Annotated in this window: 23 protein-coding genes and 1 tRNA gene; 11 read left to right on the top strand and 13 right to left on the bottom strand. The window is 67.7% G+C overall.

Translation table 11 applies throughout. From position 1 onward, the window contains the following. The first annotated feature begins 199 nt into the window (after positions 1-199). From ACEQX1_RS05430 to ACEQX1_RS05415, 4 genes are all read left to right on the top strand, one after another. Positions 200-580, top strand: coding sequence for a PH domain-containing protein (locus ACEQX1_RS05430; RefSeq protein ID WP_370193413.1), 381 nt, complete (start codon positions 200-202; stop codon positions 578-580). A gap of 154 nt (positions 581-734) precedes the next feature. Beyond that, positions 735-1,241 carry a GNAT family N-acetyltransferase gene (locus ACEQX1_RS05425; protein ID WP_024351904.1) on the top strand — a complete coding sequence of 169 codons (507 nt, stop codon included), beginning with the start codon at positions 735-737 and terminating at the stop codon, positions 1,239-1,241. 211 nt (positions 1,242-1,452) lie between these two features. Next, on the top strand, positions 1,453-1,989 hold the full coding sequence (gene ppa / locus ACEQX1_RS05420; RefSeq protein ID WP_009211470.1) for an inorganic diphosphatase: 537 nt from the start codon (positions 1,453-1,455) through the stop codon (positions 1,987-1,989). Between the two features lie 101 nt (positions 1,990-2,090). Next, positions 2,091-2,378 (top strand): DUF1127 domain-containing protein, encoded by a 288-nt coding sequence (locus tag ACEQX1_RS05415; protein WP_370196587.1) that lies wholly within the window; start codon positions 2,091-2,093, stop codon positions 2,376-2,378. Positions 2,379-2,492: 114 nt separating this feature from the next. Here the strand turns inward: ACEQX1_RS05415 and ACEQX1_RS05410 are convergent, their stop codons facing one another. After that, positions 2,493-2,810 (bottom strand): DUF167 family protein, encoded by a 318-nt coding sequence (locus ACEQX1_RS05410; protein ID WP_370193412.1) that lies wholly within the window; start codon positions 2,808-2,810, stop codon positions 2,493-2,495. Positions 2,811-2,831: 21 nt separating this feature from the next. Further along, entirely contained in the window at positions 2,832-3,134 is a 303-nt protein-coding gene (locus tag ACEQX1_RS05405; RefSeq protein WP_009207892.1) for a YggT family protein, read from the bottom strand. Between the two features lie 176 nt (positions 3,135-3,310). Between ACEQX1_RS05405 and ACEQX1_RS05400 the strand changes: the two genes are divergently transcribed. Then, positions 3,311-3,386, top strand: a tRNA-Ala gene (locus tag ACEQX1_RS05400). Between the two features lie 139 nt (positions 3,387-3,525). Next, positions 3,526-4,749 carry an MFS transporter gene (locus ACEQX1_RS05395; RefSeq protein WP_370193423.1) on the top strand — a complete coding sequence of 408 codons (1,224 nt, stop codon included), beginning with the start codon at positions 3,526-3,528 and terminating at the stop codon, positions 4,747-4,749. Between the two features lie 18 nt (positions 4,750-4,767). Here ACEQX1_RS05395 and ACEQX1_RS05390 read toward each other — a convergent pair whose 3' ends face one another. Both ACEQX1_RS05390 and ACEQX1_RS05385 read right to left on the bottom strand, forming a co-directional pair. Beyond that, positions 4,768-5,466 carry an HAD family hydrolase gene (locus ACEQX1_RS05390; RefSeq protein ID WP_370193411.1) on the bottom strand — a complete coding sequence of 233 codons (699 nt, stop codon included), beginning with the start codon at positions 5,464-5,466 and terminating at the stop codon, positions 4,768-4,770. 94 nt (positions 5,467-5,560) lie between these two features. Continuing rightward, positions 5,561-6,571: an LLM class flavin-dependent oxidoreductase gene (locus tag ACEQX1_RS05385; RefSeq protein WP_370193410.1), complete on the bottom strand. Its 1,011-nt coding sequence runs from the start codon at positions 6,569-6,571 to the stop codon at positions 5,561-5,563. A gap of 167 nt (positions 6,572-6,738) precedes the next feature. On the opposite strand from ACEQX1_RS05385, the gene ACEQX1_RS05380 reads away from it, so the two are divergent. Next, on the top strand, positions 6,739-8,532 hold the full coding sequence (locus tag ACEQX1_RS05380) for an L-lactate permease (protein WP_370193409.1): 1,794 nt from the start codon (positions 6,739-6,741) through the stop codon (positions 8,530-8,532). A gap of 95 nt (positions 8,533-8,627) precedes the next feature. Here the strand turns inward: ACEQX1_RS05380 and ACEQX1_RS05375 are convergent, their stop codons facing one another. Beyond that, positions 8,628-9,848 (bottom strand): argininosuccinate synthase, encoded by a 1,221-nt coding sequence (locus ACEQX1_RS05375; RefSeq protein WP_024351897.1) that lies wholly within the window; start codon positions 9,846-9,848, stop codon positions 8,628-8,630. Between the two features lie 188 nt (positions 9,849-10,036). On the opposite strand from ACEQX1_RS05375, the gene ACEQX1_RS05370 reads away from it, so the two are divergent. After that, on the top strand, positions 10,037-10,681 hold the full coding sequence (locus ACEQX1_RS05370) for a LysE family translocator (RefSeq protein ID WP_187391608.1): 645 nt from the start codon (positions 10,037-10,039) through the stop codon (positions 10,679-10,681). Between the two features lie 13 nt (positions 10,682-10,694). On the opposite strand, the gene ACEQX1_RS05365 is transcribed toward ACEQX1_RS05370, so the two are convergent. The 7 genes from ACEQX1_RS05365 to thpR all read right to left on the bottom strand — a co-directional run bounded on the left by ACEQX1_RS05365 (position 10,695) and on the right by thpR (position 15,574). After that, complete coding sequence (locus ACEQX1_RS05365) at positions 10,695-11,354, bottom strand: glutathione S-transferase family protein (RefSeq protein ID WP_370195253.1); 660 nt, start codon at positions 11,352-11,354, stop codon at positions 10,695-10,697. 81 nt (positions 11,355-11,435) lie between these two features. Beyond that, entirely contained in the window at positions 11,436-11,657 is a 222-nt protein-coding gene (locus tag ACEQX1_RS05360) for a BrnA antitoxin family protein (RefSeq protein ID WP_024351894.1), read from the bottom strand. A 5-nt stretch (positions 11,658-11,662) separates the two neighbouring features. Next, the gene (locus tag ACEQX1_RS05355; protein WP_370195252.1) at positions 11,663-12,118 is read right to left on the bottom strand and encodes a hypothetical protein; all 456 of its coding nucleotides are present in this window, start codon (positions 12,116-12,118) and stop codon (positions 11,663-11,665) included. Positions 12,119-12,223: 105 nt separating this feature from the next. Then, the gene (gene rlmN, locus ACEQX1_RS05350; RefSeq protein ID WP_370196586.1) at positions 12,224-13,465 is read right to left on the bottom strand and encodes a 23S rRNA (adenine(2503)-C(2))-methyltransferase RlmN; all 1,242 of its coding nucleotides are present in this window, start codon (positions 13,463-13,465) and stop codon (positions 12,224-12,226) included. Positions 13,466-13,652: 187 nt separating this feature from the next. Then, the gene (locus tag ACEQX1_RS05345) at positions 13,653-14,159 is read right to left on the bottom strand and encodes an invasion associated locus B family protein (protein ID WP_024351891.1); all 507 of its coding nucleotides are present in this window, start codon (positions 14,157-14,159) and stop codon (positions 13,653-13,655) included. Positions 14,160-14,515: 356 nt separating this feature from the next. After that, entirely contained in the window at positions 14,516-14,896 is a 381-nt protein-coding gene (locus ACEQX1_RS05340) for a YkvA family protein (protein ID WP_029703649.1), read from the bottom strand. 84 nt (positions 14,897-14,980) lie between these two features. After that, positions 14,981-15,574 (bottom strand): RNA 2',3'-cyclic phosphodiesterase, encoded by a 594-nt coding sequence (thpR, locus tag ACEQX1_RS05335; RefSeq protein WP_370195482.1) that lies wholly within the window; start codon positions 15,572-15,574, stop codon positions 14,981-14,983. 178 nt (positions 15,575-15,752) lie between these two features. Here thpR and ACEQX1_RS05330 point away from each other — a divergent pair, with 178 nt between their 5' ends. Next, the gene (locus ACEQX1_RS05330; protein ID WP_370195483.1) at positions 15,753-16,442 is read left to right on the top strand and encodes an N-acetyltransferase family protein; all 690 of its coding nucleotides are present in this window, start codon (positions 15,753-15,755) and stop codon (positions 16,440-16,442) included. Here ACEQX1_RS05330 and ACEQX1_RS05325 read toward each other — a convergent pair. Next, on the bottom strand, positions 16,417-17,097 hold the full coding sequence (locus ACEQX1_RS05325; protein ID WP_370196585.1) for an arylesterase: 681 nt from the start codon (positions 17,095-17,097) through the stop codon (positions 16,417-16,419). The genes ACEQX1_RS05330 and ACEQX1_RS05325 overlap by 26 nt on opposite strands. A 64-nt stretch (positions 17,098-17,161) precedes the next feature. On the opposite strand from ACEQX1_RS05325, the gene ACEQX1_RS05320 reads away from it, so the two are divergent. Together ACEQX1_RS05320 and ACEQX1_RS05315 are read left to right on the top strand one after the other, a co-directional pair. Next, positions 17,162-17,887, top strand: a complete 726-nt coding sequence (locus ACEQX1_RS05320; RefSeq protein WP_187391615.1) for an ABC transporter ATP-binding protein — start codon at positions 17,162-17,164, stop codon at positions 17,885-17,887. Beyond that, entirely contained in the window at positions 17,884-20,481 is a 2,598-nt protein-coding gene (locus tag ACEQX1_RS05315) for an ABC transporter permease (RefSeq protein WP_370196584.1), read from the top strand. Before ACEQX1_RS05320 ends, ACEQX1_RS05315 begins: the two co-directional genes overlap by 4 nt. The last annotated feature ends 38 nt before the right edge of the window (positions 20,482-20,519 follow it).

Raw genomic sequence — 20,519 nt, 5'->3', positions numbered from 1 at the left:
TCCCAGACGCGCAGCCGCGCGAACGGGTGCCGCGAGGCCAGTTGGGCCAGACCTTAATCCGCCGAGCCGGTAAGGCAGAGTTTCAAATTCTGACCCGGGCCTTAGAAAAACTGACCGCCGTCGGCGGTGGCGCAGTGCAGGTGGACAGTGCCGGGCGGCGCCCGACATGGCGGTGAAGACGAAACGGGGAAGTGATGCGATGGGACTGATTTCCGGCCTGATGGGCCTTCCCAGCGATGCGGATGCGACGGCGATCGAGGCGGATCTGGCGCCGATCCTGTTGCCCGGTGAGGGCGTCGAACTCGCCTTCCAGATCATGCGGGATCTCCTGGTGTTCACCGATCTGCGGCTGATCATGGTGGACAAGCAGGGCATGACCGGCCGCAAGCGGCACATCCAGTCGGTGCCTTATCGGTCGATCACCATGTTCGCCATCGAGACCGCCGGCAGCTTCGATACGGATTCGGAAATGACGCTCTGGGTGTCCGGCCAGTCGCCGATCACCCGGCCGCTGTCGCGGCGCGCCGACATTGCCGGCATCCAGCGGGCGCTGGCGCAGGGCGTGCTGGCGCCCCGATAGCCGCGCCTTCGATCCGACCTTCCAGCAAAAACCGGGGGATAGCCACTTGCTGTGTCCCCGCTCGGACTCCCGGACGACTACAGTCGCCGCGAATCGCCGGACGGTGCCGGCGAACCAAGACGGATCGTTCGATGTGGGTTATGGTTAAGCTTCCATGAAGACGCTTGCCGCCGAAATCCGTCTGGCCGAACCGCACGATGCCGCCGCCCTGTCCGCGGTGCATGCCACCTCGTGGCGCGGCGCCTATGGCGGGCTGATCCCGCATGGCAGCCTCGAGAAGATGATCGGCCGGCGCAACGACGACTGGTGGGACACGGCGATCCGCAGCGGCGCGGCGATCCTGGTGGCCGAGTTTTCCGGCGCGCCGATCGGCTACGCCACGCTGGGCCGCAACCGCACCGAGGCGCTCCGCGCCGACGGCGAAATCTACGAGCTGTATCTGCGGCCCGAATATCAGGGCCTGGGCTTCGGCAAGCGCCTGTTCGAAGCCGCCGCCGCGCTGTTGCGCGAGCGGGGCCTGAAGGGGCTTGTGGTCTGGGCGCTGGCCGAGAACGACCGGGCGATCGAGTTCTACGGACGCCTCGGCGGACGCGACATCGCCGAAGGCAGCGAATGCTTCGACACGCGCAAGGTCGCCAAGATCGCCTTCCTCTGGAACTGACCTCCGCAGCCGGCCGGCGCGGGCCCGGCCGAAGGTGCGTACAGCCTGCGCAGCCGCGTGTTGCGCGGTTTCGCCGGAGCGGCTAGAGCGTCTTCGGGAAAACCGGGCCACCAACGCGATCATCCTGCCATGGATCGCTCTCGCGTCCTTCGGGGACATGCGAGGCGGGTCGCCCGTTCGGATCGACAGGCCACATCTGGAAGGACACATCATGCGCATCGACGCGATCGCCCGCGGCAAGAACCCGCCGGAAGACATCAACGTCATCATCGAGGTGCCGCTGGGCGGCCACCCGATCAAGTACGAGATGGACAAGGACGCCGGCTGCCTGGTCGTCGACCGCTTCCTCTACACGCCGATGACCTATCCGGGGAATTACGGCTTCGTGCCGCACACCCTATCCGACGACGGCGATCCCATCGACGTCCTGATCTGCAACACCCGCCCGCTGTTTCCCGGCTGCGTGATCAATTGCCGCCCGATCGGCGTCCTGGTCATGGAAGACAACAGCGGCGAGGACGAGAAGATCATCGCCGTGCCGTCGCCGCACATCACGCGCCGTTTCGAGAACGTCCGCGAATATGGCGACCTGCCGGAGATCACGCTGCTGCAGATCGCCCACTTCTTCGAGCACTACAAGGATCTGGAGCCCGGCAAGTGGGTCAAGATCGGCGACTGGGGCGACAGCGCCAAGGCGCGCTCGCTGATCACCGCGGCAGTCGAGCGGGCCGAGAACGCCAAGGGCTGACCGGGCCGGTCCACAGACAGCATTCGGTTACGGGCGTGGCGGGCAGCCGCCGCGCCCGTTCTGCATTCGGCCGCCCGAACACAGGGCGGGACGGACGTAGCATGGAAGATATTGACGGACTGATGACTGCGTCATGCGCAGAATGCACACGAGACGTGCAGCAAAACGCACTACTTTTGTGCAGTGCGATCTCTTACGTGATGGCTATCGAAAACCCCAAACCCTGGAATCAGGATCTCATGTTTCGCCGTCTGACCACCCGCCTCAACACCTACCGCAACCATCGCAACCAGATCCGCCAGCTGGAAATGATGGACGACCGCGAGCTCGCCGACATCGGCGTCGGCCGGTCGCAGATCACTCAGGCCGTCCGCTTCGGCCGTCTCTGAGGCTTGAGGCCGCGGCGCAGGACGCCGCGATCGGGCATCGATCCGCTCTGCCCCACATGAATGCATGCCACGCCGCCTTCGACTGAGTTCGGGCGGCGTTTTGGTGTCTAAAGGTCAGTGCAGGGCGTTCAGCGCCGTCGCGAGGCGCCCGGCGTCGCCGGTGAGGCGCAGGGTCTTGAGCCGCGATGTGTGGCCCGCGACCAGCGTGACCGCCGATTTCGGAACGCCGATCGTCCTGGCCAGGAGCTTGAGAAGCGCCGCATTGGCCTCGCCGTCCTCGGGCACGGCCCGCACCCGCGCCTTCAGGAATGCCCGTCCCGCCGCATCCGTCACGCTGCCCTCGATCCGGTCGGCGACGGATTTCGGCGTCAGGCGGAGATCGACGAGAACGGCATCCTCGCCGTCAGGCCGCCAGAAGCGGGCTTCCGCCACCGGACCCGACGGAGCGATCGCTCAGATACCGGCGCTGTAGATCGCCGGATTGATATAGACCGCGATCAGATACTGCAGGAACATGATGGCGAACAGGACGACCAGCGGCGACAGGTCGATGCCGCCGAGATCCGGCAGGACCCGGCGGATGCGGCGATAGACCGGCTCGGTCATCTGCCACAGGAAGCGGCCGACGGAGTCGACGAAGGGATTGCCGGGATTGACGATGTTGAAGGCATAGAGCCACGACAACACGGCCGACGCGATCACGATCCACCAGTACAGATTGAGTGCCTGATAGAGGACGTAGGTGACTGCAAGCATCAAATCGGGCCCTTTGCGATAACGGTTTCGGATGTAGCCATCGCCTTGCCGATACGCAAGCCGCGCCCGCGTCGCCGCATGCGCGACCGGCCCGGTTCGGTCACGCCGGGGCCGCCATGCAAGGGGCGTTGACAGGGCCGGCGCCGCGGCACTAAATGCCGGTCGAAATGGTGGACGGGGCTGTAGCTCAGTTGGGAGAGCGCGTCGTTCGCAATGACGAGGTCAGCGGTTCGATCCCGCTCAGCTCCACCAGCCATCATTTCCTTCCAGGACATCGCGCAGTCATGGTCCGCCTTGCCCGGTTGGTGCGGGCCGGATCGTTGCAGGTGCGTGGGTGACACAGGACAGTGAGACCGCTTCCGCCGCGCCGGGCGATCCGGACGCGAGCGCCATTCCGGTCGAGGATCGCTTCGCCGCCTTCCGCAACCCGCGGTTCCTGCGCTACTGGCTGTCGCGCTTCTTCTCCACCTTCGCGATCCAGATCGTCGTCGTCTCGGTCGGCTGGCAGATCTACGACCTGACCCGCAATCCGCTGGATCTTGGCATTGTCGGCCTCTGCCAGTTCCTGCCGGCGCTCGTCCTGGTGCTGGTCACCGGGGCTGCCGCCGACCGCTATTCGCGGCGGATGATCATGGCGGTGGCGATCCTCGTCGAGGCTGTCGGCGCCCTCGGGCTGCTGCTCCTGACCTGGCACGGCCTTGCCACGCCCTATCCGGTCTTTGCGATCCTTGTCGGCTTCGGCATTGCCCGCGCCTTCTTCGGCCCGGCCTCGCAATCGCTGGTGGTCAATCTCGTCACCAAGCGGGAGCTCGCCAACGCGATTGCCTGGAACTCGTCGTCCTGGCAGATCGCGGCGATCGTCGGCCCGGTCGCCGGCGGGCTGCTCTACGGCGTCTCGCCCGTCGCTGCCTACGGCACCGGCTTGACGCTGTTCGTCGCGGCTGCGGTGCTGGTCCTGTCGATCACGGCACCCAGTCAGAAGCGCTCCAGCGAGCCGGCGAGCTTCGAGACCATCGTCGCCGGCTTCCGCTTCATCTGGTCGGAGAAGGTGGTGCTCGGCGCGATCTCGCTCGATCTCTTCGCCGTGCTGCTCGGCGGCGCCGTGGCGCTGATGCCCGTCTATGCGCGGGACGTCCTGCATGTCGGCCCCTGGGGCCTCGGTCTCCTGCGCGCAGCGCCCGGCATCGGCGCGGTGTCGATGGCGGTGTGGCTCGCGGCACATCCGATCAAGACCCATGCCGGCGTCAAGATGTTCGTCTTCGTCGGCCTGTTCGGCGCCTTTACCGCATTGTTCGGCATGGCCACCGTACCGTGGCTCGCCATCGTCGCGCTGATCTTCATGGGCGCATCGGACATGATCAGCGTCTATATCCGCGAGACCATCATGCAGCTGTGGACGCCGGACGAGGTCCGTGGCCGGGTCAACGCCGTGAACATGGTCTTCATCGGCGCCTCCAACGAGCTCGGCGAGTTCCGCGCCGGGGTGATGGCCTTCTGGATCGGCGCCGTGCCGGCAGTGGTGCTCGGGGGGCTCGCAACGGTCGGCGTCGCCGGCCTTTGGTCGTGGATGTTCCCCGACCTGCGCAAGGCCCAGCACCTGGCCGGCCGCGACTGAGACGGGGCCGGCCGGCGCTCAGCCGATCTCGGCGAGGATGGTCCGCACGTCGCCGAGCCTGTCGACCTGCCGGAAACGCGGCGCGCTCTTTGGAGCCTCGGCATGTTCCAGCGCCCAGGTCAGCTCGTGCGGGACATGGACACCGAAGCTGCCCGCCGCCAGCGCCGGCAGCACATCCGACTTCAGCGAATTGCCGACCATCATGGCGCGGGCCGGCCCGTCGCCATGGCGGGCGAACAGCAGCTCATAGGTCGCCGCCGTCTTGTCGCTGACGATCTCCACCGCGTCGAAATAGTCGCCCAGCCCGGAGGCCGCGAGCTTGCGCTCCTGGTCGAACAGGTCGCCCTTGGTGATCAGCACCAGCCGGTAGCTCCCGGTAAGCGCGGCAAGGGTCTCCTGCGCTTCGGGCAGGGCTTCGACCGGGTGCTCCAGCATCTCGCGGCCGGCATCCAGGATCTGCCGGACGATGGCCGGCGAGGCGGTGTCGCCAGTGACGTCCAGCGCGGTCTCGATCATCGACAGGACGAAGCCCTTGATGCCGAAACCGTAGTGGCCGAGATTGCGACGCTCGGCCTCAAGGAGCCGGCTGGACACGAGTTCCGCGTCGGCATGATCGGCCAGCATCTCGCGGAACCGGGCCTCGGTCAGCTGGAAGAACCGCTCATTGTGCCAGAGCGTGTCGTCGGCATCGAAGCCGATCGTGGTGAGGGCGGGCATCGGGCGCACTCCGCATCCGTGACGCGCAATCTGTAGCGCCGCGCGTCGGCGCTGCAAAGCGTCGACCGTTGCGGCCCAAGCAGCCCCTGACTGCCTACTCCGCAGCGTCTCGGCGCGCGCCGATCTCCTGCATCACCCCGGCGGCGATCTCGAAGGAGCGCTTGCGGGCCGCGTGATCGTGGATCTGGCCGGTCAGGATCACCTCGTCCGGGCGGTAGGTGTCGATCAGCGCCGACAGGTTGGCGGCGACACTGGCCGGCGAGCCCGTGGCCGAGACCGACAGGGCCTGGTCGACCATGGATTTCGCCATCGGGTCGACGCGGGCCTCGAAATCATCGACCGGCCGCGGCAGCGGGCCGGGCATGCCGGTGCGCAGGTTCACGAAGGCCTGCTGCATCGAGGATTTCAGCACCCGGCCTTCCTCGTCGCTGTCGGCGGCGAAGACGTTGATCGCCAGCATGAAATGCGGCTCGGGCCAGCGTTCCGACGGCCGGTAGCTGTCGCGATAGACCTCGACGGCCTGGGCGAGCGCACCCGGGGCGAAATGCGAGGCGAAGGCATAGGGCAGGCCGAGATGGGCGGCGAGCTGGGCGCCGTAGAGGCTGGAGCCGAGAATCCACACCGGCACGCGGGTGCCTTCGCCGGGCACCGCGCGAATGCGCTGGTTCGGCTCGGCCTCCTCGAAATAGACCATCAGCTCCATCACGTCCTGGGGGAAGTTGTCGGAGTTGTCGAGGCTGCGGCGCAGCGCCCGCGCGGTCATCTGGTCGGTGCCCGGCGCGCGGCCGAGGCCGAGATCGACCCGGTCCGGATAGAGCGTCGCCAGCGTGCCGAACTGTTCGGCGATCACCAGCGGGGCATGGTTGGGCAGCATGACGCCGCCGGCGCCGACGCGGATGGTCTGCGTCTGGCCGGCCACATAGCCGAGCGCCACGGCCGTCGCGGCGCTGGCGATGCCGGTCATGTTGTGATGCTCGGCCATCCAGTAGCGCGTGTAGCCGAGCGCCTCGGCGTGACGCGCCAGATCACCGGAATTGTGCAGGGCGTCGGCGGCGGTCCCACCCTCGGGGATCGGCGACAGGTCGAGGACGGAATAGGGGATCATCGCTTGGCACCTTTCGGGATCAGACTTTCGTCTATCTGGGGATCGGAAGGGGCCGGGAAAAGCCGGTCTGAACAGTCAATCGTCAGGACGGCGAACAATCCCTCTTGCTTTCTGTCCAGCCGAGGGAAATTAGCAGCCAAGTCACTCACCCTTCGGAGGAAACGGGAATGGGGCAGGGAGTTCTCTTCGGCCTGGCATTGCTGCCGGTCGCGATCGTGTTCGTCTTGCTCGTCGTCATGCGACGCTCGGCCAAGCTTGCCATGCTGGTGGCCTATGCGGCCACGGCGATCATCGCGCTCACCGTCTGGGGCCAGGACCTCGGCACGGTCGCCGGCGCCACGGTCAACGGTCTCGTCACCGCGCTGACGTTGCTCTTCATCATCTTCGGCGCCATTCTCGTCCTGCAGACCGTGCATGAAAGCGGCGCCATCCGGGCCATCCGCCGCGGCTTCACCGATCTGTCGCCGGACCGCCGCATCCAGGCGATCATCATCGCCTGGCTGTTCGGCTCGATGATCGAGGGCGCCTCCGGCTTCGGCACCCCCGCCGCGGTCGCGGCACCATTGCTGGTGGCGATCGGCTTCCCGGCCATGGCCGCCGTGCTGGTGACGCTGATCATCCAGTCGACGCCGGTCTCCTTCGGCGCGGTCGGCACGCCGATGCTCGTCGGGATCAACACCGGCCTGTCGGGCAATGACGGCGTCTTGCAGACCATCTCGCCGCTGCCGCTGATCGACTATGTCTATGCCATCGCCGCCAATGTCGCGATGGTTCACGCTCTCGTCGGTTTCGTCATCCCGCTGATCATGGTCGGCATGCTGACCCGCTTCTTCGGCGCCAACCGCTCCTTCATCGAGGGCTTCCGGGTCTGGAAGTTCGCGCTCTTCGCCGGCATTGCCTTCACCGTCCCCTATTACCTGGTGGCATGGCTGCTGGGGCCGGAGTTTCCGTCGCTGGTCGGCGGCCTGATCGGCCTCCTGATCGTCGTGCCGGCGGCGCGACGCGGTTTCCTCTTGCCGAAGGACCGGTTCGAGTTCCCGGCGCGGCAGGGCTGGAACGACCACTGGTTCGGCACGCTGAAGGCCGCCGAGGCGGAAGAGGTGGCGGCGGGCCATGCCAGCGGCCGGCAGATCTCGCTCATGCGGGCCTGGTCGCCCTATCTGATCATCGCGGTGCTGCTGGTGCTGACCCGGGTCATCGCGCCGCTGAAGGCGGCCCTGACCTCGCCAAGCGCGACGCTCGCCTTCAACGACCTGTTCGGCTCGGGCATCAACGCCACGGCGCAGCTGCTCTATTCGCCGGGTGCGGTGCTGATTACCGCCTCGCTGCTGGCGGTGTTCATCTTCGGCATGAGCGGCAAGGCCTATGCGCGGGCCTGGGCCGGTTCGGCCCGCACCATGGTGGCCGCCGCTCCGGCGCTGCTTCTGGCGGTGCCGATGGTGCAGGTGTTCCTGAACACCGGTCGCGGCCCGCTGGAATCGATGCCGCTGGTGCTGGCCGAAGGCGTCTCCAGCGTCGTCGGCAGCGCCTGGCCGCTCTTCGCGCCGCTGATCGGGGCGCTTGGCGCCTTCATCGCCGGCTCGAACACCGTGTCGAACATGATGTTCTCGCTGTTCCAGTTCTCGGCGGCCGAACAGATCGGTCTCGGCGCGGCCGGGGCGATGATCGTGGTCACGCTGCAGGCCGTCGGCGGGGCCGCCGGCAACATGATCTGCGTCCACAACGTCGTCGCGGCGTCCGCGGTGGTGGGCCTGACCGACCGCGAGGGCGAGGTGATCCGCATGACGCTGATCCCCATGGCCTACTACGTCGTGCAGGCCGGCCTGATCGGCATGGGGCTGATCTATGGCGGCCTCTGGCTGATCCTGGCGGTCGTCTGGCTGGCGATCGTCCTGACCGCCATGGCCTTCTACCGCAGCCGGCGCCCGGTCGCCGCGCAGGAGCCGGCGCCCGCCCGATAGGCGCACGGTTCCGGCAAACGAAAGGCCCGGCGGAGCGATCCGCCGGGCCTTTGTCGTTCGTTACTGCTGCCGGCGCGGGGCGCCGGCCGAAGAGCCTAGCGGCCGTCGCGCTTGGCGAGCGTGCGCAGGCGCAGGGCGTTCAGCTTGATGAAGCCGGCGGCGTCCTTCTGGTCGTAGGCGCCATGATCGTCCTCGAAGGTGACCAGCGCGTCGGAATAGAGCGACTTCTCGCTCTCGCGGCCCTCGACGATGACATTGCCCTTGTAGAGCTTCAGCCGCACCGTGCCCTCGACATGGCGCTGGCTGTGGTCGATGGCGGCCTGCAGCATCTCGCGCTCCGGCGAGAACCAGAAGCCGTTGTAGATCAGCTCGGCATAGCGCGGCATCAGCTCGTCCTTCAGATGCATGGCACCGCGGTCGAGGGTGATGGATTCCATGGCGCGATGGGCGGCGAGCAGGATCGTGCCGCCCGGCGTCTCGTAGATGCCGCGCGACTTCATGCCGACGAAGCGGTTCTCGACGAGGTCGAGACGGCCGATGCCGTTGTCGCGGCCCAGATCGTTCAGCGCCGCCAGCAGCTCGTGCGGCTTCATCGCCTTGCCGTCGATGGAGACCGGATCGCCGTTCTTGAAGCCGACGGTGATGATCGTCGCCTGGTCCGGCGCGTCCTCGGGGCTGACGGTGCGCATGAAGACGTAGGGCGGTGCCGATTCCGCCGGGTCTTCCAGCACCTTGCCCTCGGAGGAGGAGTGCAGCAGGTTGGCGTCGACCGAGAAGGGCGCCTCGCCGCGCTTGTCCTTGGTCACGGTGATCTGGTTCTTCTCGGCGAAATCGAGGAGATCGGTGCGCGACTTGAACTCCCAATCGCGCCAAGGCGCGATGACCTTGATGTCGGGAGCCAGCGCATAGGCCGACAGCTCGAAGCGCACCTGGTCGTTGCCCTTGCCGGTGGCGCCATGGGCGATGGCGTCGGCGCCGGTCTCCCGGGCGATCTCGACCAGCCGCTTGGAGATCAGCGGCCGGGCGATCGACGTGCCCAGAAGGTAGGTGCCCTCGTAGACCGCATTGGCGCGGAACATCGGGAACACGAAGTCGCGGCAGAATTCCTCGCGCACGTCCTCGATGTAGATCTCCTTGATCCCCATCATCTCGGCCTTCTTGCGGGCCGGTTCCAGCTCCTCGCCCTGGCCGAGATCGGCGGTGAAGGTGACGACCTCCGCGCCGTATTCGGTCTGCAGCCATTTCAGGATGATCGAGGTGTCGAGGCCGCCCGAATAGGCGAGGACGACCTTCTTGATGTCGCGATGCTGTGCCATGGGTTCTTCCGTCTTGCCGTTTGCATGGGCTCTAGCGCAAAGCGGGCCGCGAGGGAAACCGGGCTTCGCGCGGGCAGGGTTGGTGCGGGCGGAAATCCGGTGGCGTTCGCCCCGCTCGGCGCCTAGGTTCGGCGCCGTCCGGTTGCTAGTGCAGATGGCGCCGGTCGATGCATGCTGATGAGGGCGCGATGAGCTTTCTTCCCGATCTTGCGACGCTGCTTGCCTTCGTCGCCGCGGCGTTCGTCCTGACGATCACGCCCGGGCCGGACATGACGCTGTTTCTCGGCCGCACCCTGTCAGAAGGGAGGGCGGCCGGTTTCGCGGCCATGCTCGGGGCGGCGACGGGCATCCTCGTCCACACCAGCCTTGCCGCCTTCGGCATCTCGGCGCTGATCGCCGCCTCGCCGGAGGCGTTCCTGGCGCTGAAGATCGTCGGCGCCGGCTATCTCGTCTTCCTCGCCATCCAAGCGGTGCGGGGCAGTTCCACCTTCCGCCTTGACGGCACCGCGGCGCGGCGCCCGCACAGCCTGTTCTCCAACTGGCTGACCGGGATCGGGATCAATCTCCTCAATCCCAAGATCATCCTGTTCTTCGTGACCTTCCTGCCGCAATTCGTCTCGGCGCGCGACAGCGACGTCGCCGGCAAGCTGTTCTTCCTCGGCGTGTTCTTTATCGTCCTGGCGGTGCCGATGAGCGCGGCGATGATCCTGGCCGCCGACAGGTTCGCGGCGGCGCTGAAGCGCCGGCCGAAGATCATGCGCGGCATCGACTGGCTGTTCGCCAGCGTGTTCTCGGCCTTCGCGGTGAAGATCCTTCTGACGCAGGGGCGCTGAGCCCGGTCGCGCCTCAGGCGTAGGCGTAGGGGCCGCCGCGCTTCAGGCCGCGGCGATAGGCCGGGCGCTCGTGGATGCGCAGCAGGAAGTCGCGCAGCTTCGGCCGGTCCTCGTAGCCGAAACGCTGGGCCGCCGCTTCGACGGGAAAGCTCATCATGATGTCGGCGACGGTCATCTCGGCCCCGGCGAACCAGCCGGTGTCGCCGAGCGAGGCTTCCCAATGGTCGAGATGCAGCGCCATCTGCGGGCGCACCAGCATGTCGTCGACCTTCTTCATCGAGGTCTTCAGGATCGGCTTGGCGAAGAACGGCACGCGGGCAGGGATCATCTGCAGCACCAGCATCAGGAAGAGGGGCGGCATCGCCGAGCCTTCCGCATAGTGCAGGAAGTGCCGGGCGTTCCAGTAATCCGCGCTGCCCTCAGGCGGCATCAGCCGGCCGTTGCCGTGGCCGGCGAGGATGTATTCGACGATGGCGCCGGTCTCCGCGACGGTCCGCTCGCCATCGGTCAGCACCGGCGACTTGCCGAGGGGATGGACGGCCTTGAGCTCGGCCGGCGCGCGCATGTCCCTGGCGCGCTCGTAGCGCTTCACCTCGTAGGTGACCTCGAGTTCCTCGAGGAGCCACAGGACGCGCTGGGAGCGCGAATTGTTCAGGTGATGGATCGTGATCATGGCGCCAATCTGCCGCAGTGCAGCGTCAGGGCAAGGTCTGCCCGCTCGCGATGTCCTGCAACGATGTGCGGGAAGGCCTCGTCAGAGGCCGGCGGCCTTGCGCAGGGCAGCGTTGATCCGGTCCTGCCAGCCCGGGCCCTCCTCCTGGAAATGCTCCAGCACGTCGCGGTCGATCCGCAGCGAGACCATCTCCTTCGCGGTCGGAACGCCGGTGGAGGTTTCCTTGAGCCGTTCTGTGGAGGGCGCGGCGGGCTTGAAGACGGCTTCTGCGGCGGCGCGGGGGTCGGTGGGGCGGCGGGCCATTCTGTCTATCCTTCGCTGGCGCCGTCGGCGCTCGGTTGGGTCCCGCGGCGGCGCCACCGGCCGGCGGTTCGTCCGGCGACGATCCAGTAGGCCAGGGCAAAGCAGAGGGAGGCGACGACGATCGCCGTCTGGACGCTCATATGCGGGGCACTGCCGCCATAGGCGGTCACGATGATCGCGACGCCGCCGATGATGCCGGCAGCGATGTGGAGCACGATCGACGACAGGGCGAAGAGCTCGGTGGCGACCATGAACAGGGCCCAGGGCACCAGCACGACCGAGCCGATCTGCGCCGCCTGGGCGAAAAAGGCGATGCCGGTGTGGAACAGGAAGACGGGATCGACACCGGTGATGCCCCGCGGCGCGTCGAGAAACGGCCAGAGCATGGCGAAGGCGGCGGTCATGACGGCGGCGACGAAGCCGATCGGGATCACGAAGAGAAAACGCAGGACGGTGCTCATGCGGCGGCTCTTATCCTTCCCGAACGGCCGAGGCGAGCGCCCCGCAGGCTGAATATGGGGCGGGTCGCAGGGCAGGCCACGGCGCGCAGGCCGCGGCGCCCGCGATCAGTCCGCGGCGAGTTCGCTGGCGCGCAGGGATTCGAGCCGGTCGCGGGCACTCTTCTTCATGCGCTCGGATTCCGACTTGAGCTGGCCGCAGGCGGCGAAGATGTCGCGGCCGCGCGGGGTGCGGATCGGCGAGGCATAGCCGGCCTGGTTCACGTAGTCGGCGAAGCGCTCGATCTGGTCCCAGTCGGAGCACTCATAGGCCGAGCCCGGCCACGGGTTGAACGGGATCAGGTTGATCTTGGCCGGGATGCCGCGAAGGATGCGCACCAGTTCCTTGGCGTCGGCCATGGAATCGTTGACGTCCTTGAGCATCACATATTCGAAGGTGATGCGGCGGGCATTCGACAGGCCGGGATAGGCGCGGCAGGCGTCGAGCAAGTCCTTGAGCGGGTACTTCTTGTTGATCGGCACCAGTTCGTCGCGCAGCTCGTCGCGCACGGCATGCAGCGAAATCGCCAGGCTCACGCCCATCTCCTCGCCCGCCTTGACGATCGACGGCACGACGCCGGAGGTGGACAGGGTGATGCGCCGCTTCGACAGGGAGAGGCCCTCGCCGTCGGAGGCGACCGCCATCGCCTGGCGGACATTGTCGTAATTGTAGAGCGGCTCGCCCATGCCCATCAGCACGACATTGGTCACCAGCCGGCCACCGTTGGGTACGATCGCGCCGGCGGGGGTCGCCGCGTCCGGCAGGTCGCCGAGCCGCTCGCGCGCCGCCAGGATCTGGCCGACGATCTCGTCGGGCAGGAGGTTGCGCACCAGGCGCTGGGTGCCGGTGTGGCAGAAGGTGCAGGTCAGTGTGCAGCCGACCTGACTGGAGATGCACAGCGTGCCGCGGCCTTCCTCGGGAATGTAGACGGTCTCGATCTCGACCGGCCGGCCGGCGCCGCGCGGCGGAAAGCGGAACAGCCATTTGCGGGTGCCGTCGACCGAGATCTGCTCGTCGACCACTTCCGGCCGGGCGATCGTATAGGCCTCGTCCAGCGCCTGGCGCAGGGTGCCGGCGACATTCGCCATCTGCGAGAAATCGGCGACGCCGCGCACATAGAGCCAGTGCCAGAGCTGCGCAACGCGCATGCGGATCTGCTTGTCCGGCACGCCCACGGCGGACAGCGCCTCGCCGAGGGCGGTGCGGTCGAGGCCGACCAGCGACGGCTTCTCGTCGCCGGCCATCGGCATGACCGGCGGCGCGGGACGCGGGCGATTGGCGGCGTGGGCGAGATCGAGCGAGACGGCCATAGCGTGTCCTTTCGCAGGCGACGTGCCGGCGAGACTGACTGAAATTCGGAAATTCACCCCGTCACATGACGGTTTCCGGTCGGTTTCGCAAGGTCAGGCCGACTTTCCGCTGCCCGAAACGCCAAACGCCGGGCATTTGAGCCCGGCGTTTTCAGCGATGGCAGACCCCGGCCGAAGCCGGTGGGACCTACTTGCAGTCGTTGATCGAGTTCAGCGCCGCGGTCACGCCCGAAAGCGAATAGGTGTAGCTGGTCTCGGTGCCGCGCTGCGAGGTCGCCTCGACGGTCATCACCCGGCCGGCGCGCAGATTGGCGACGAGCTGCGGCTCCTCGGCGGCGTTCTCCATCCAGGCGGACTCGCCCTTGACGAACATGGAGTAATCCTTGCCGTCCACGTCGACGATGACTTTGGAGCCTTCCTTCAGCGCATAGCCCATGACGACCTGCGGCTCGTAGGAGACGCCCTGGCCCGGCTTTTGCGAGACGAGGAAGAAGATGTCGCCATGATCGACATTGGCCGGCGTCATCTTGGTCGGCGTCGACAGGACGTAGCAGATCTTCCCGTCGGAGCCCGAGTAGGAATAGGTGCCCCAGGCGTTGAACTGGTTCATGCGCGTCGGGGTCTGGGCCGCCCCGGCGGCGCTCGAGAAGATCAGAATGGCCGCAGCGGCCGTCAGGACGTTCTTGAGGTTCATGGTTCCCCGCTCATTTCGATGTGCGTGCGTGGTATGGCTGTGGCGACCGGCGCGACGCCGGACGAAAGATTACTGTCGCAGTCTAGCGGCCGGGCCTTTATCCTTGGTTAACGAAACCCCAAGGTGCGGCCGAAGATCGTCGATGTCCGGCCTGTGGGCCAAGAAGGACCCCGGCGTCGTCACCACGCGGGACAGCCCCGGCACATCCGCCGACTTCACGGAATGTGAATGACGGAAAGAATCGGGCGACAGTTTGGCGCGCATGCCGCAATTCGCGGAAAAAGCATCGAAAATCGTTGCGAGACATGGGGTTGGCGCGATTTCGGCCGGCAGGACGGCCACGGCGCCCGTCGATCTCAGTCGTCCAGTTCGCCCAGGGCCGTGCGCGCCTTCGCATAATGTTCGGGCCGGATATTGTCGCGCACCGTGCGGAACGCGGCCCAGAGAACCGCGATGTCGTCGGTGAAGCCGAGGCCGAGGATGAAGTCCGGGACGATGTCGAAGGGCAGCACGAAATAGGCGAGCGCGGCGAGAAGGACGCCGCGGCTGGCGGCCGGCGTCTGCGGGTCGAGGGCGCAATAATAGGAGGCCACCACGTCCTCCATGAAGGGGATGTGGCGCAGGCCCCGGCGGACCGTGTCGAAGAAGGAGCGGCGCACGTCCGATTCCTGCCGCGCCTGCTCGGCCTCGCTGCCCGGGCGCAGGATTTCGCCGATCTTGCCGTTCTCGATTGCCATCGCATCCTCCGTCTCGCGGACGGTAGATGGATCGCATCGGGCCGCGTCTCAAGCCCCGGCGGTTCGCCGGGGCGTCCCGTTCCTTCAGCCGACGCGGTACTGCGGCATCTGGTCGGCGGCGATACCGTGATGCGCCGCCCCGTCCGGCGCCAGCGGAAACGCCTCTTCCAGAATGTAGGGGCCGCCGCCGACCGAGTCCTTCGCCGAGAACAGGCCGAAGCGGGAGGCCCGGAAGGGCAGGGTCGAGAAATTGCCGCGGCCGGCGAGATAGCGCGCGACCTCCTCGACCTTGGGCTGGCGGAGCCGGGCGATGGTCACGTGCGGCACGAATTTGCGCGGGTCGGCGGGCAGGCCCACCCGGCGGCAGATCCGGTCGATCTCGGCCTGTAGCTCGGCCAGTTCCAGGGGTGCCTCGACCCCCGCATAGAGCGAATGCGGCTTCTTCGATCCGAAGGCGGCGACGCCCTTCAGCGACAGGGTGAAGCCCGAACAGTCGATCCGGTCGAGCTGGGCGACGATCTCGTCGGCTAGACGCGATTCCACGTCGCCTATGAAGCGCAGGGTCAGATGGTAGTTTTCGGCATCGATCCACCGGGCCGACGGCAAGCCACCGCGGAGGAAGGACAGCGACAGGGCGATGTCGTGGGGGATCTCGAGGGCGGTGAACAGTCGCGGCATCGGAAAGACCTCCGTGCGGTGTTGCCATCGCGAAAAGCGTCTCACCTCGCGAGCCATGTGGCAAGCACAGGGCAGCCCTGCAGGGGCCTTCGCCGCGTTGTTCGTTTCGCAATGCACAATTATATTCGCCTTGCGGCTCGGGAGATCGCCGCGGGAGGACGAAACAAGGCTGAAGAGCATGTCCAACGTCCCGTCCCCTGCACGCCCGGCAACCTCCCACGATCCCGTGCCGGCCGCCGCCCAGCCGGGTGCCGCCTCCGGACCGGTGCATGTCCGGCGCCTGCATCCGGGCGAGGAGCCGCTGCTGCTCGCCCATCTCAAGCGCCTCGACCCCGAGATCCGGCGCCTGCGCTTCGGCAATGCGGTCAATGATTTCTTCCTGGAACGCTACGTGTCGCTGGCGCTCGGCGAGGAGGCCCTGGTCAAGGGCCTGTTCATCGACGGAGAACTGCGCGGCGCGGCGGAACTGCGCTTCCTGACCGGCTCGCATGACGAGGCCGAGGGCGCGTTCTCCATCGAGAAGCCCTATCAGGGCCACGGCCATGGCGACCGCCTGTTCGGCCGGCTCGTCGCCAGCGCGCGCAATCGCGGCGTGCGGCGGCTGTTCCTGACCTGTCTGCGCGAAAACCGCCGCATGCAGGCGATCGCCGCCAAGCACGGCGCCGACCTCAGCTTCGAGGCCGGCGACGTCACCGCCGAGATCCTGCGGCCCTATGCCGACGTGCGGAGCATGGCGCGGGAATGGACCGACGAGACCGAAGCCTTCGCCTTCGCCATGATCGAATGGCGGCGCAAGCGCCTACGCAGCTTCGCCGCGCCGCTGCGCCGGCTGGCGGCGAGCTTCAACCCGTTTCCCGCTCCGCACTGATCGCATCGAGCGCCTCGGTCACCGCCGGCAGGATGCGCTCGACGATCACGGCGACGCCCTCCGGGTTGGGATGCATGCCGTCGTCCTGGTTGAGCGCCGGCTCGGCGGCGACGCCATCGAGGAAGAACGGATAGAAGGCGACGTCGTATTTGTCGGCGAGGCGCTGGTAGATGCCGTCGAACTCGGCCGCGTAGTCGGGGCCCATGTTGGGCGGCGCCATCATGCCGGCGAGAAGCGCGGCCTGGTCGCGGGCCTCAAGCTTGGCGAGGATCTGGTCGAGATTGCGCTCGGTGATCTCCGGCGAGATGCCGCGCAGCGCGTCGTTGGCGCCCAGTTCGACGATGACGAGATCGGCCTCCTGCGGCACCGACCATTCCAGCCGCGCCAGGCCACCGCTGGTGGTGTCGCCCGACACGCCCGCATTGGCGACGCTGGCGTCGTGGCCGGCATCGCGCAAGGCCGCCTGCAACTGCTCGGGGAAGGATTCGCCCGGGCCGACACCATAGCCGGCGCTCAGACTGTCGCCGAATGCGACGATCTGCAGCGTTTCGCCCGCCTCGGGGGGCGTCGCCGTCTGCTGCGCCAGTGCCGCGGCCGGCAGCATCAGCCATGACAAGATCGTCATGACCATCAGGATCGGTTGGAAGCGTTGCATCGCACACCCATATAGCGCAGGCCCCAGCCGGGGCGGTCGCCCCCGCATATAGGAGCTGGCAGGCTTGGCAGAACCAGCGATCCGGTTACGAAACGTTCATCTGACGCTCGGGTCCGGCCGAAGCGCGGTCCACGTCCTCAAGGGCGTCGATCTGTCCGTCGATCGCGGCGAGTCCGTCGGCATCGTCGGGCCGTCCGGCTCGGGCAAGTCGACGCTCCTGATGGTGCTGGCCGGTCTGGAACGGGCCGACAGCGGCAAGGTGGAGATCGCCGGACGCTCGCTGGAGGGTCTCAGCGAAGACCGGCTGGCCGCCTTCCGCGGCCAGAATGTCGGCATCGTCTTCCAGTCCTTCCACCTGATCCCCAACATGACAGCGCTCGAGAATGTCGCGGTGCCGCTGGAGCTGGCCGGGCATCCGAAGGCCTTCGAGCGCGCCACCCACGAGCTGGGGCAGGTCGGCCTCGCCGACCGCGTGTCGCATTATCCGGGCGAATTGTCGGGCGGCGAGCAGCAGCGCGTCGCCATGGCGCGGGCGCTGGCACCGGAGCCGGCGATCCTCATCGCCGACGAGCCGACCGGTAATCTCGATCAGGAGACAGGCCGGCAGATCGCCGACCTGCTCTTTGCCGAACAGCAGCGCCGTCAGATGACCTTGGTGCTGGTCACCCACGATCCGGCGCTCGCCCATCGCTGCGGCCGCGAGATCGCCGTGCGTTCCGGCGTCATCTACGACGATCGCGATGCGCCCGGCGCCCGGACCGAGGCAGAGCTGGCGAGCGCTGCCGGATGAGCGTCGCCGACACCACCGAAGCCGTCGCCGCGCCGGCGCGGCCCGACATCGTCGGCGGGCGCAGCCATTTCCGGCTGGCGCTGCGCTTTGCCCTGCGCGAGATGCGCGGCGGCCTGTCGGGCTTCTACATCTTCCTCGCCTGCATCACGCTCGGCGTGGCGGCCATCGGCGCGGTCAATTCCGTCGCGACCATGATGACCAGCGGCATCGCCCAGGAAGGGCGGGCGATCCTCGGCGGCGATCTGCGCTTCGCCCTGGTCCAGCGCGAAGCCACGGCCGAGGAGATGGCCTATTTCAACGAGCTCGGCGACGTGGCCGAAGCCGCGTCGCTGCGCTCCATGGTGCGACTTCCCGACGGCACCGACCAGTCGCTGGCCGAAGTGAAGGCCATCGACGGCGCCTATCCGCTCTTCGGCACGCTGGAGACCACGCCGGCGGCGCCGCTCGGCGACCTCCTGGCCGAGCGGGACGGTCGCTTCGGCGCGCTGGCGGCTTCGGAGCTCTACGACCGGCTCGGGCTGGAGCCGGGCCAGACCATCCGTCTCGGCGATTCCGACATCGAGCTGCGCGGCGTGATCGACCGCGAGCCGGACGTCCTGTCGGACGGCTTCAATTTCGCGCCGCGCCTGATGATCGCCCGGGCGGCGCTCGACGCGACCGGGCTGATCCAGCCGGGCAGCCTCGTCGAATATGACTACAAGGTCCGCCTGACCGGCAACAACCGTGATGCCGAGGCGCTGTCGAAGGCTGCCAACGAACGGTTTCCGCAGTCGGGCTTCCAGATCCGCACGGCCGCGGAGGCGGCGCCCTCGCTCCAGCGCAATATCGAGCGGTTCTCGCAGTTCCTCACCCTGGTCGGGCTGACCGCGCTGATCGTCGGCGGCGTCGGCGTCGCCAATGCGGTGAATGCCTATCTGGATTCCAAACGGGCGGTGATCGCCACCTTCAAGAGCCTGGGCGCCGGCGGCAGCTTCGTCGTCATGGTCTATCTGATCCAGATCATGCTTCTGGCGACCGTCGGCATCGCGCTCGGCCTCGTCCTGGCGGCAATCGCTCCCTTCGTGACGGCGCGGTTCCTGGAAAGCGTGATCCCGGTCGCGGCCAGCGCGTCGATCTATCCGGTCGCGCTCCTGACCGCGGCGGTTTTCGGCGCGCTGACGGCGCTGGCCTTCGCGCTGCTGCCGCTCGGTCGCACCCGCGACATCGCGGCGACCGCACTGTTCCGCGAGGCGGGTGCCACCGGCGGCTATCGCATGCGCTGGGCCTATCTCGGCTCGGCGCTGGGCCTGGCGCTGGTGATCGCCCTCCTGGCGCTCGCCATGGCCGGGGACCGTCGCGTCGCGCTGATCTTCCTGGGCGGCACGGCGGCGGCCTTTGTCATCCTGCGCGCCGTCGCCATCGGCATCGAATGGCTGGCGTCCCGCGCGCCGCGGGTGCGCTCGACGCCGCTGCGGCTGGCGATCGGCAACATTCACCGCCCCGGCGCGCTGACCGGCTCGGTCGTCCTGTCGCTCGGCCTTGGCCTGACTCTGCTCGTGACCCTGGCGACCATCGACTACGACCTGCGCCGCGAGATCGGCACAGGGCTCGCCTCGCGGGCGCCGAACTTCTTCTTTGTCGACATCCAGAGCAGCGAGATCGACGGCTTCCGCCAGACCGTCGGCGAGCTGGCGCCGGGGGCCGAGCTGAACGCCGTGCCGATGCTGCGCGGGCGGATCACCGCCCTCGACGGGCAGGACGTCGCCACCATGGAGCCGCCGGAAGAGGGCGGCTGGGTGCTGCGCGGCGACCGGGGCCTGACCTATTCGCCGACCGTGCCGGAAAACTCCTCGCTCACCGAGGGCGAGTGGTGGCCCGAGGATTACGATGGCGAGCCGCTGGTCTCCTTCGCCGCGGAGGAGGGGCGCGAGCTTGGCCTGTCGATCGGCGACACGCTGACCGTAAACGTGCTCGGCCGCGACATCACGGCGCGTATCGCCAGCTTCCGGGCGGTCGAGTGGGAGACGCTGGCGATCAACTTCATCATGGTCTACTCGCCCAACACCTTTGCCGGGGCGCCGCATGCTTGGCTCGCCACCCTGTCGGTGCCGCAGGACGCGGCCGTGACGGAAGAGGCGATCCTCAACCGCGTCACCAATGCCTATCCGGCCGTCACCAGCGTCCGGGTCAAGGATGCGCTCGATGCCATCAACGGCCTGATCGCCCAGCTCGCCCTGGCGATCCGCGTCGCCGCGGCGGTGGCGCTCGTCGCCTCGGTGCTGGTGCTGGCCGGGGCGCTGGCCGCCGGCAATCGCGGCCGGGTCCATGATGCGGTGGTGCTGAAGACGCTGGGTGCAACGCGCATGGTGCTGATTCGCGCCTTCACCACGGAATATCTGCTTCTGGGTCTGGCCACCGGCATTTTCGCCATCGGGGCGGGTGCGGCCGCGGCGTGGTTCGTCGTCGACCAGATCATGCAGCTGCCCTTCGTCTTCGACTGGACGGTGGCGCTGACGACGCTCGGCGTCTCGCTGGTGCTGACGGTGGGGATCGGCCTCGCCGGTACCTGGCGCGTTCTCGGGCAGAAGGCCGCGCCGGTCCTGCGCAATCTCTGACGGGCGCTCGCGGAGCTGAGCCGCCCGTCAGCCCTGAC

The sequence above is a fragment of the Aurantimonas sp. genome (assembly GCF_964217435.1).
Lineage (GTDB): Bacteria > Pseudomonadota > Alphaproteobacteria > Rhizobiales > Rhizobiaceae > Aurantimonas > Aurantimonas coralicida.
The sequence above is the reverse complement of the archived record's forward strand: the minus strand, read 5'-3'. Positions and strand labels throughout refer to the sequence as shown.

What these genes read in the sequence shown, in the direction of transcription:
- rlmN (WP_370196586.1), bottom strand. Translation starts at nt 13,465, where the DNA reads ATGGCCGTCTCGCTCGATCTCGCCCACGCCGCCAATCGCCCGCGTCCC.
- ACEQX1_RS05380 (WP_370193409.1), top strand. Translation starts at nt 6,739, where the DNA reads ATGGGGCAGGGAGTTCTCTTCGGCCTGGCATTGCTGCCGGTCGCGATC.
- ACEQX1_RS05360 (WP_024351894.1), bottom strand. Translation starts at nt 11,657, where the DNA reads ATGGCCCGCCGCCCCACCGACCCCCGCGCCGCCGCAGAAGCCGTCTTC.
- ACEQX1_RS05370 (WP_187391608.1), top strand. Translation starts at nt 10,037, where the DNA reads ATGAGCTTTCTTCCCGATCTTGCGACGCTGCTTGCCTTCGTCGCCGCG.
- ACEQX1_RS05390 (WP_370193411.1), bottom strand. Translation starts at nt 5,466, where the DNA reads ATGCCCGCCCTCACCACGATCGGCTTCGATGCCGACGACACGCTCTGG.
- ppa (WP_009211470.1), top strand. Translation starts at nt 1,453, where the DNA reads ATGCGCATCGACGCGATCGCCCGCGGCAAGAACCCGCCGGAAGACATC.
- ACEQX1_RS05340 (WP_029703649.1), bottom strand. Translation starts at nt 14,896, where the DNA reads ATGGCAATCGAGAACGGCAAGATCGGCGAAATCCTGCGCCCGGGCAGC.
- ACEQX1_RS05385 (WP_370193410.1), bottom strand. Translation starts at nt 6,571, where the DNA reads ATGATCCCCTATTCCGTCCTCGACCTGTCGCCGATCCCCGAGGGTGGG.
- ACEQX1_RS05405 (WP_009207892.1), bottom strand. Translation starts at nt 3,134, where the DNA reads ATGCTTGCAGTCACCTACGTCCTCTATCAGGCACTCAATCTGTACTGG.
- ACEQX1_RS05325 (WP_370196585.1), bottom strand. Translation starts at nt 17,097, where the DNA reads ATGCAACGCTTCCAACCGATCCTGATGGTCATGACGATCTTGTCATGG.
- ACEQX1_RS05425 (WP_024351904.1), top strand. Translation starts at nt 735, where the DNA reads ATGAAGACGCTTGCCGCCGAAATCCGTCTGGCCGAACCGCACGATGCC.
- ACEQX1_RS05330 (WP_370195483.1), top strand. Translation starts at nt 15,753, where the DNA reads ATGTCCAACGTCCCGTCCCCTGCACGCCCGGCAACCTCCCACGATCCC.
- ACEQX1_RS05355 (WP_370195252.1), bottom strand. Translation starts at nt 12,118, where the DNA reads ATGAGCACCGTCCTGCGTTTTCTCTTCGTGATCCCGATCGGCTTCGTC.
- ACEQX1_RS05365 (WP_370195253.1), bottom strand. Translation starts at nt 11,354, where the DNA reads ATGATCACGATCCATCACCTGAACAATTCGCGCTCCCAGCGCGTCCTG.
- ACEQX1_RS05315 (WP_370196584.1), top strand. Translation starts at nt 17,884, where the DNA reads ATGAGCGTCGCCGACACCACCGAAGCCGTCGCCGCGCCGGCGCGGCCC.
- thpR (WP_370195482.1), bottom strand. Translation starts at nt 15,574, where the DNA reads ATGCCGCGACTGTTCACCGCCCTCGAGATCCCCCACGACATCGCCCTG.
- ACEQX1_RS05415 (WP_370196587.1), top strand. Translation starts at nt 2,091, where the DNA reads ATGGAAGATATTGACGGACTGATGACTGCGTCATGCGCAGAATGCACA.
- ACEQX1_RS05345 (WP_024351891.1), bottom strand. Translation starts at nt 14,159, where the DNA reads ATGAACCTCAAGAACGTCCTGACGGCCGCTGCGGCCATTCTGATCTTC.
- ACEQX1_RS05375 (WP_024351897.1), bottom strand. Translation starts at nt 9,848, where the DNA reads ATGGCACAGCATCGCGACATCAAGAAGGTCGTCCTCGCCTATTCGGGC.
- ACEQX1_RS05430 (WP_370193413.1), top strand. Translation starts at nt 200, where the DNA reads ATGGGACTGATTTCCGGCCTGATGGGCCTTCCCAGCGATGCGGATGCG.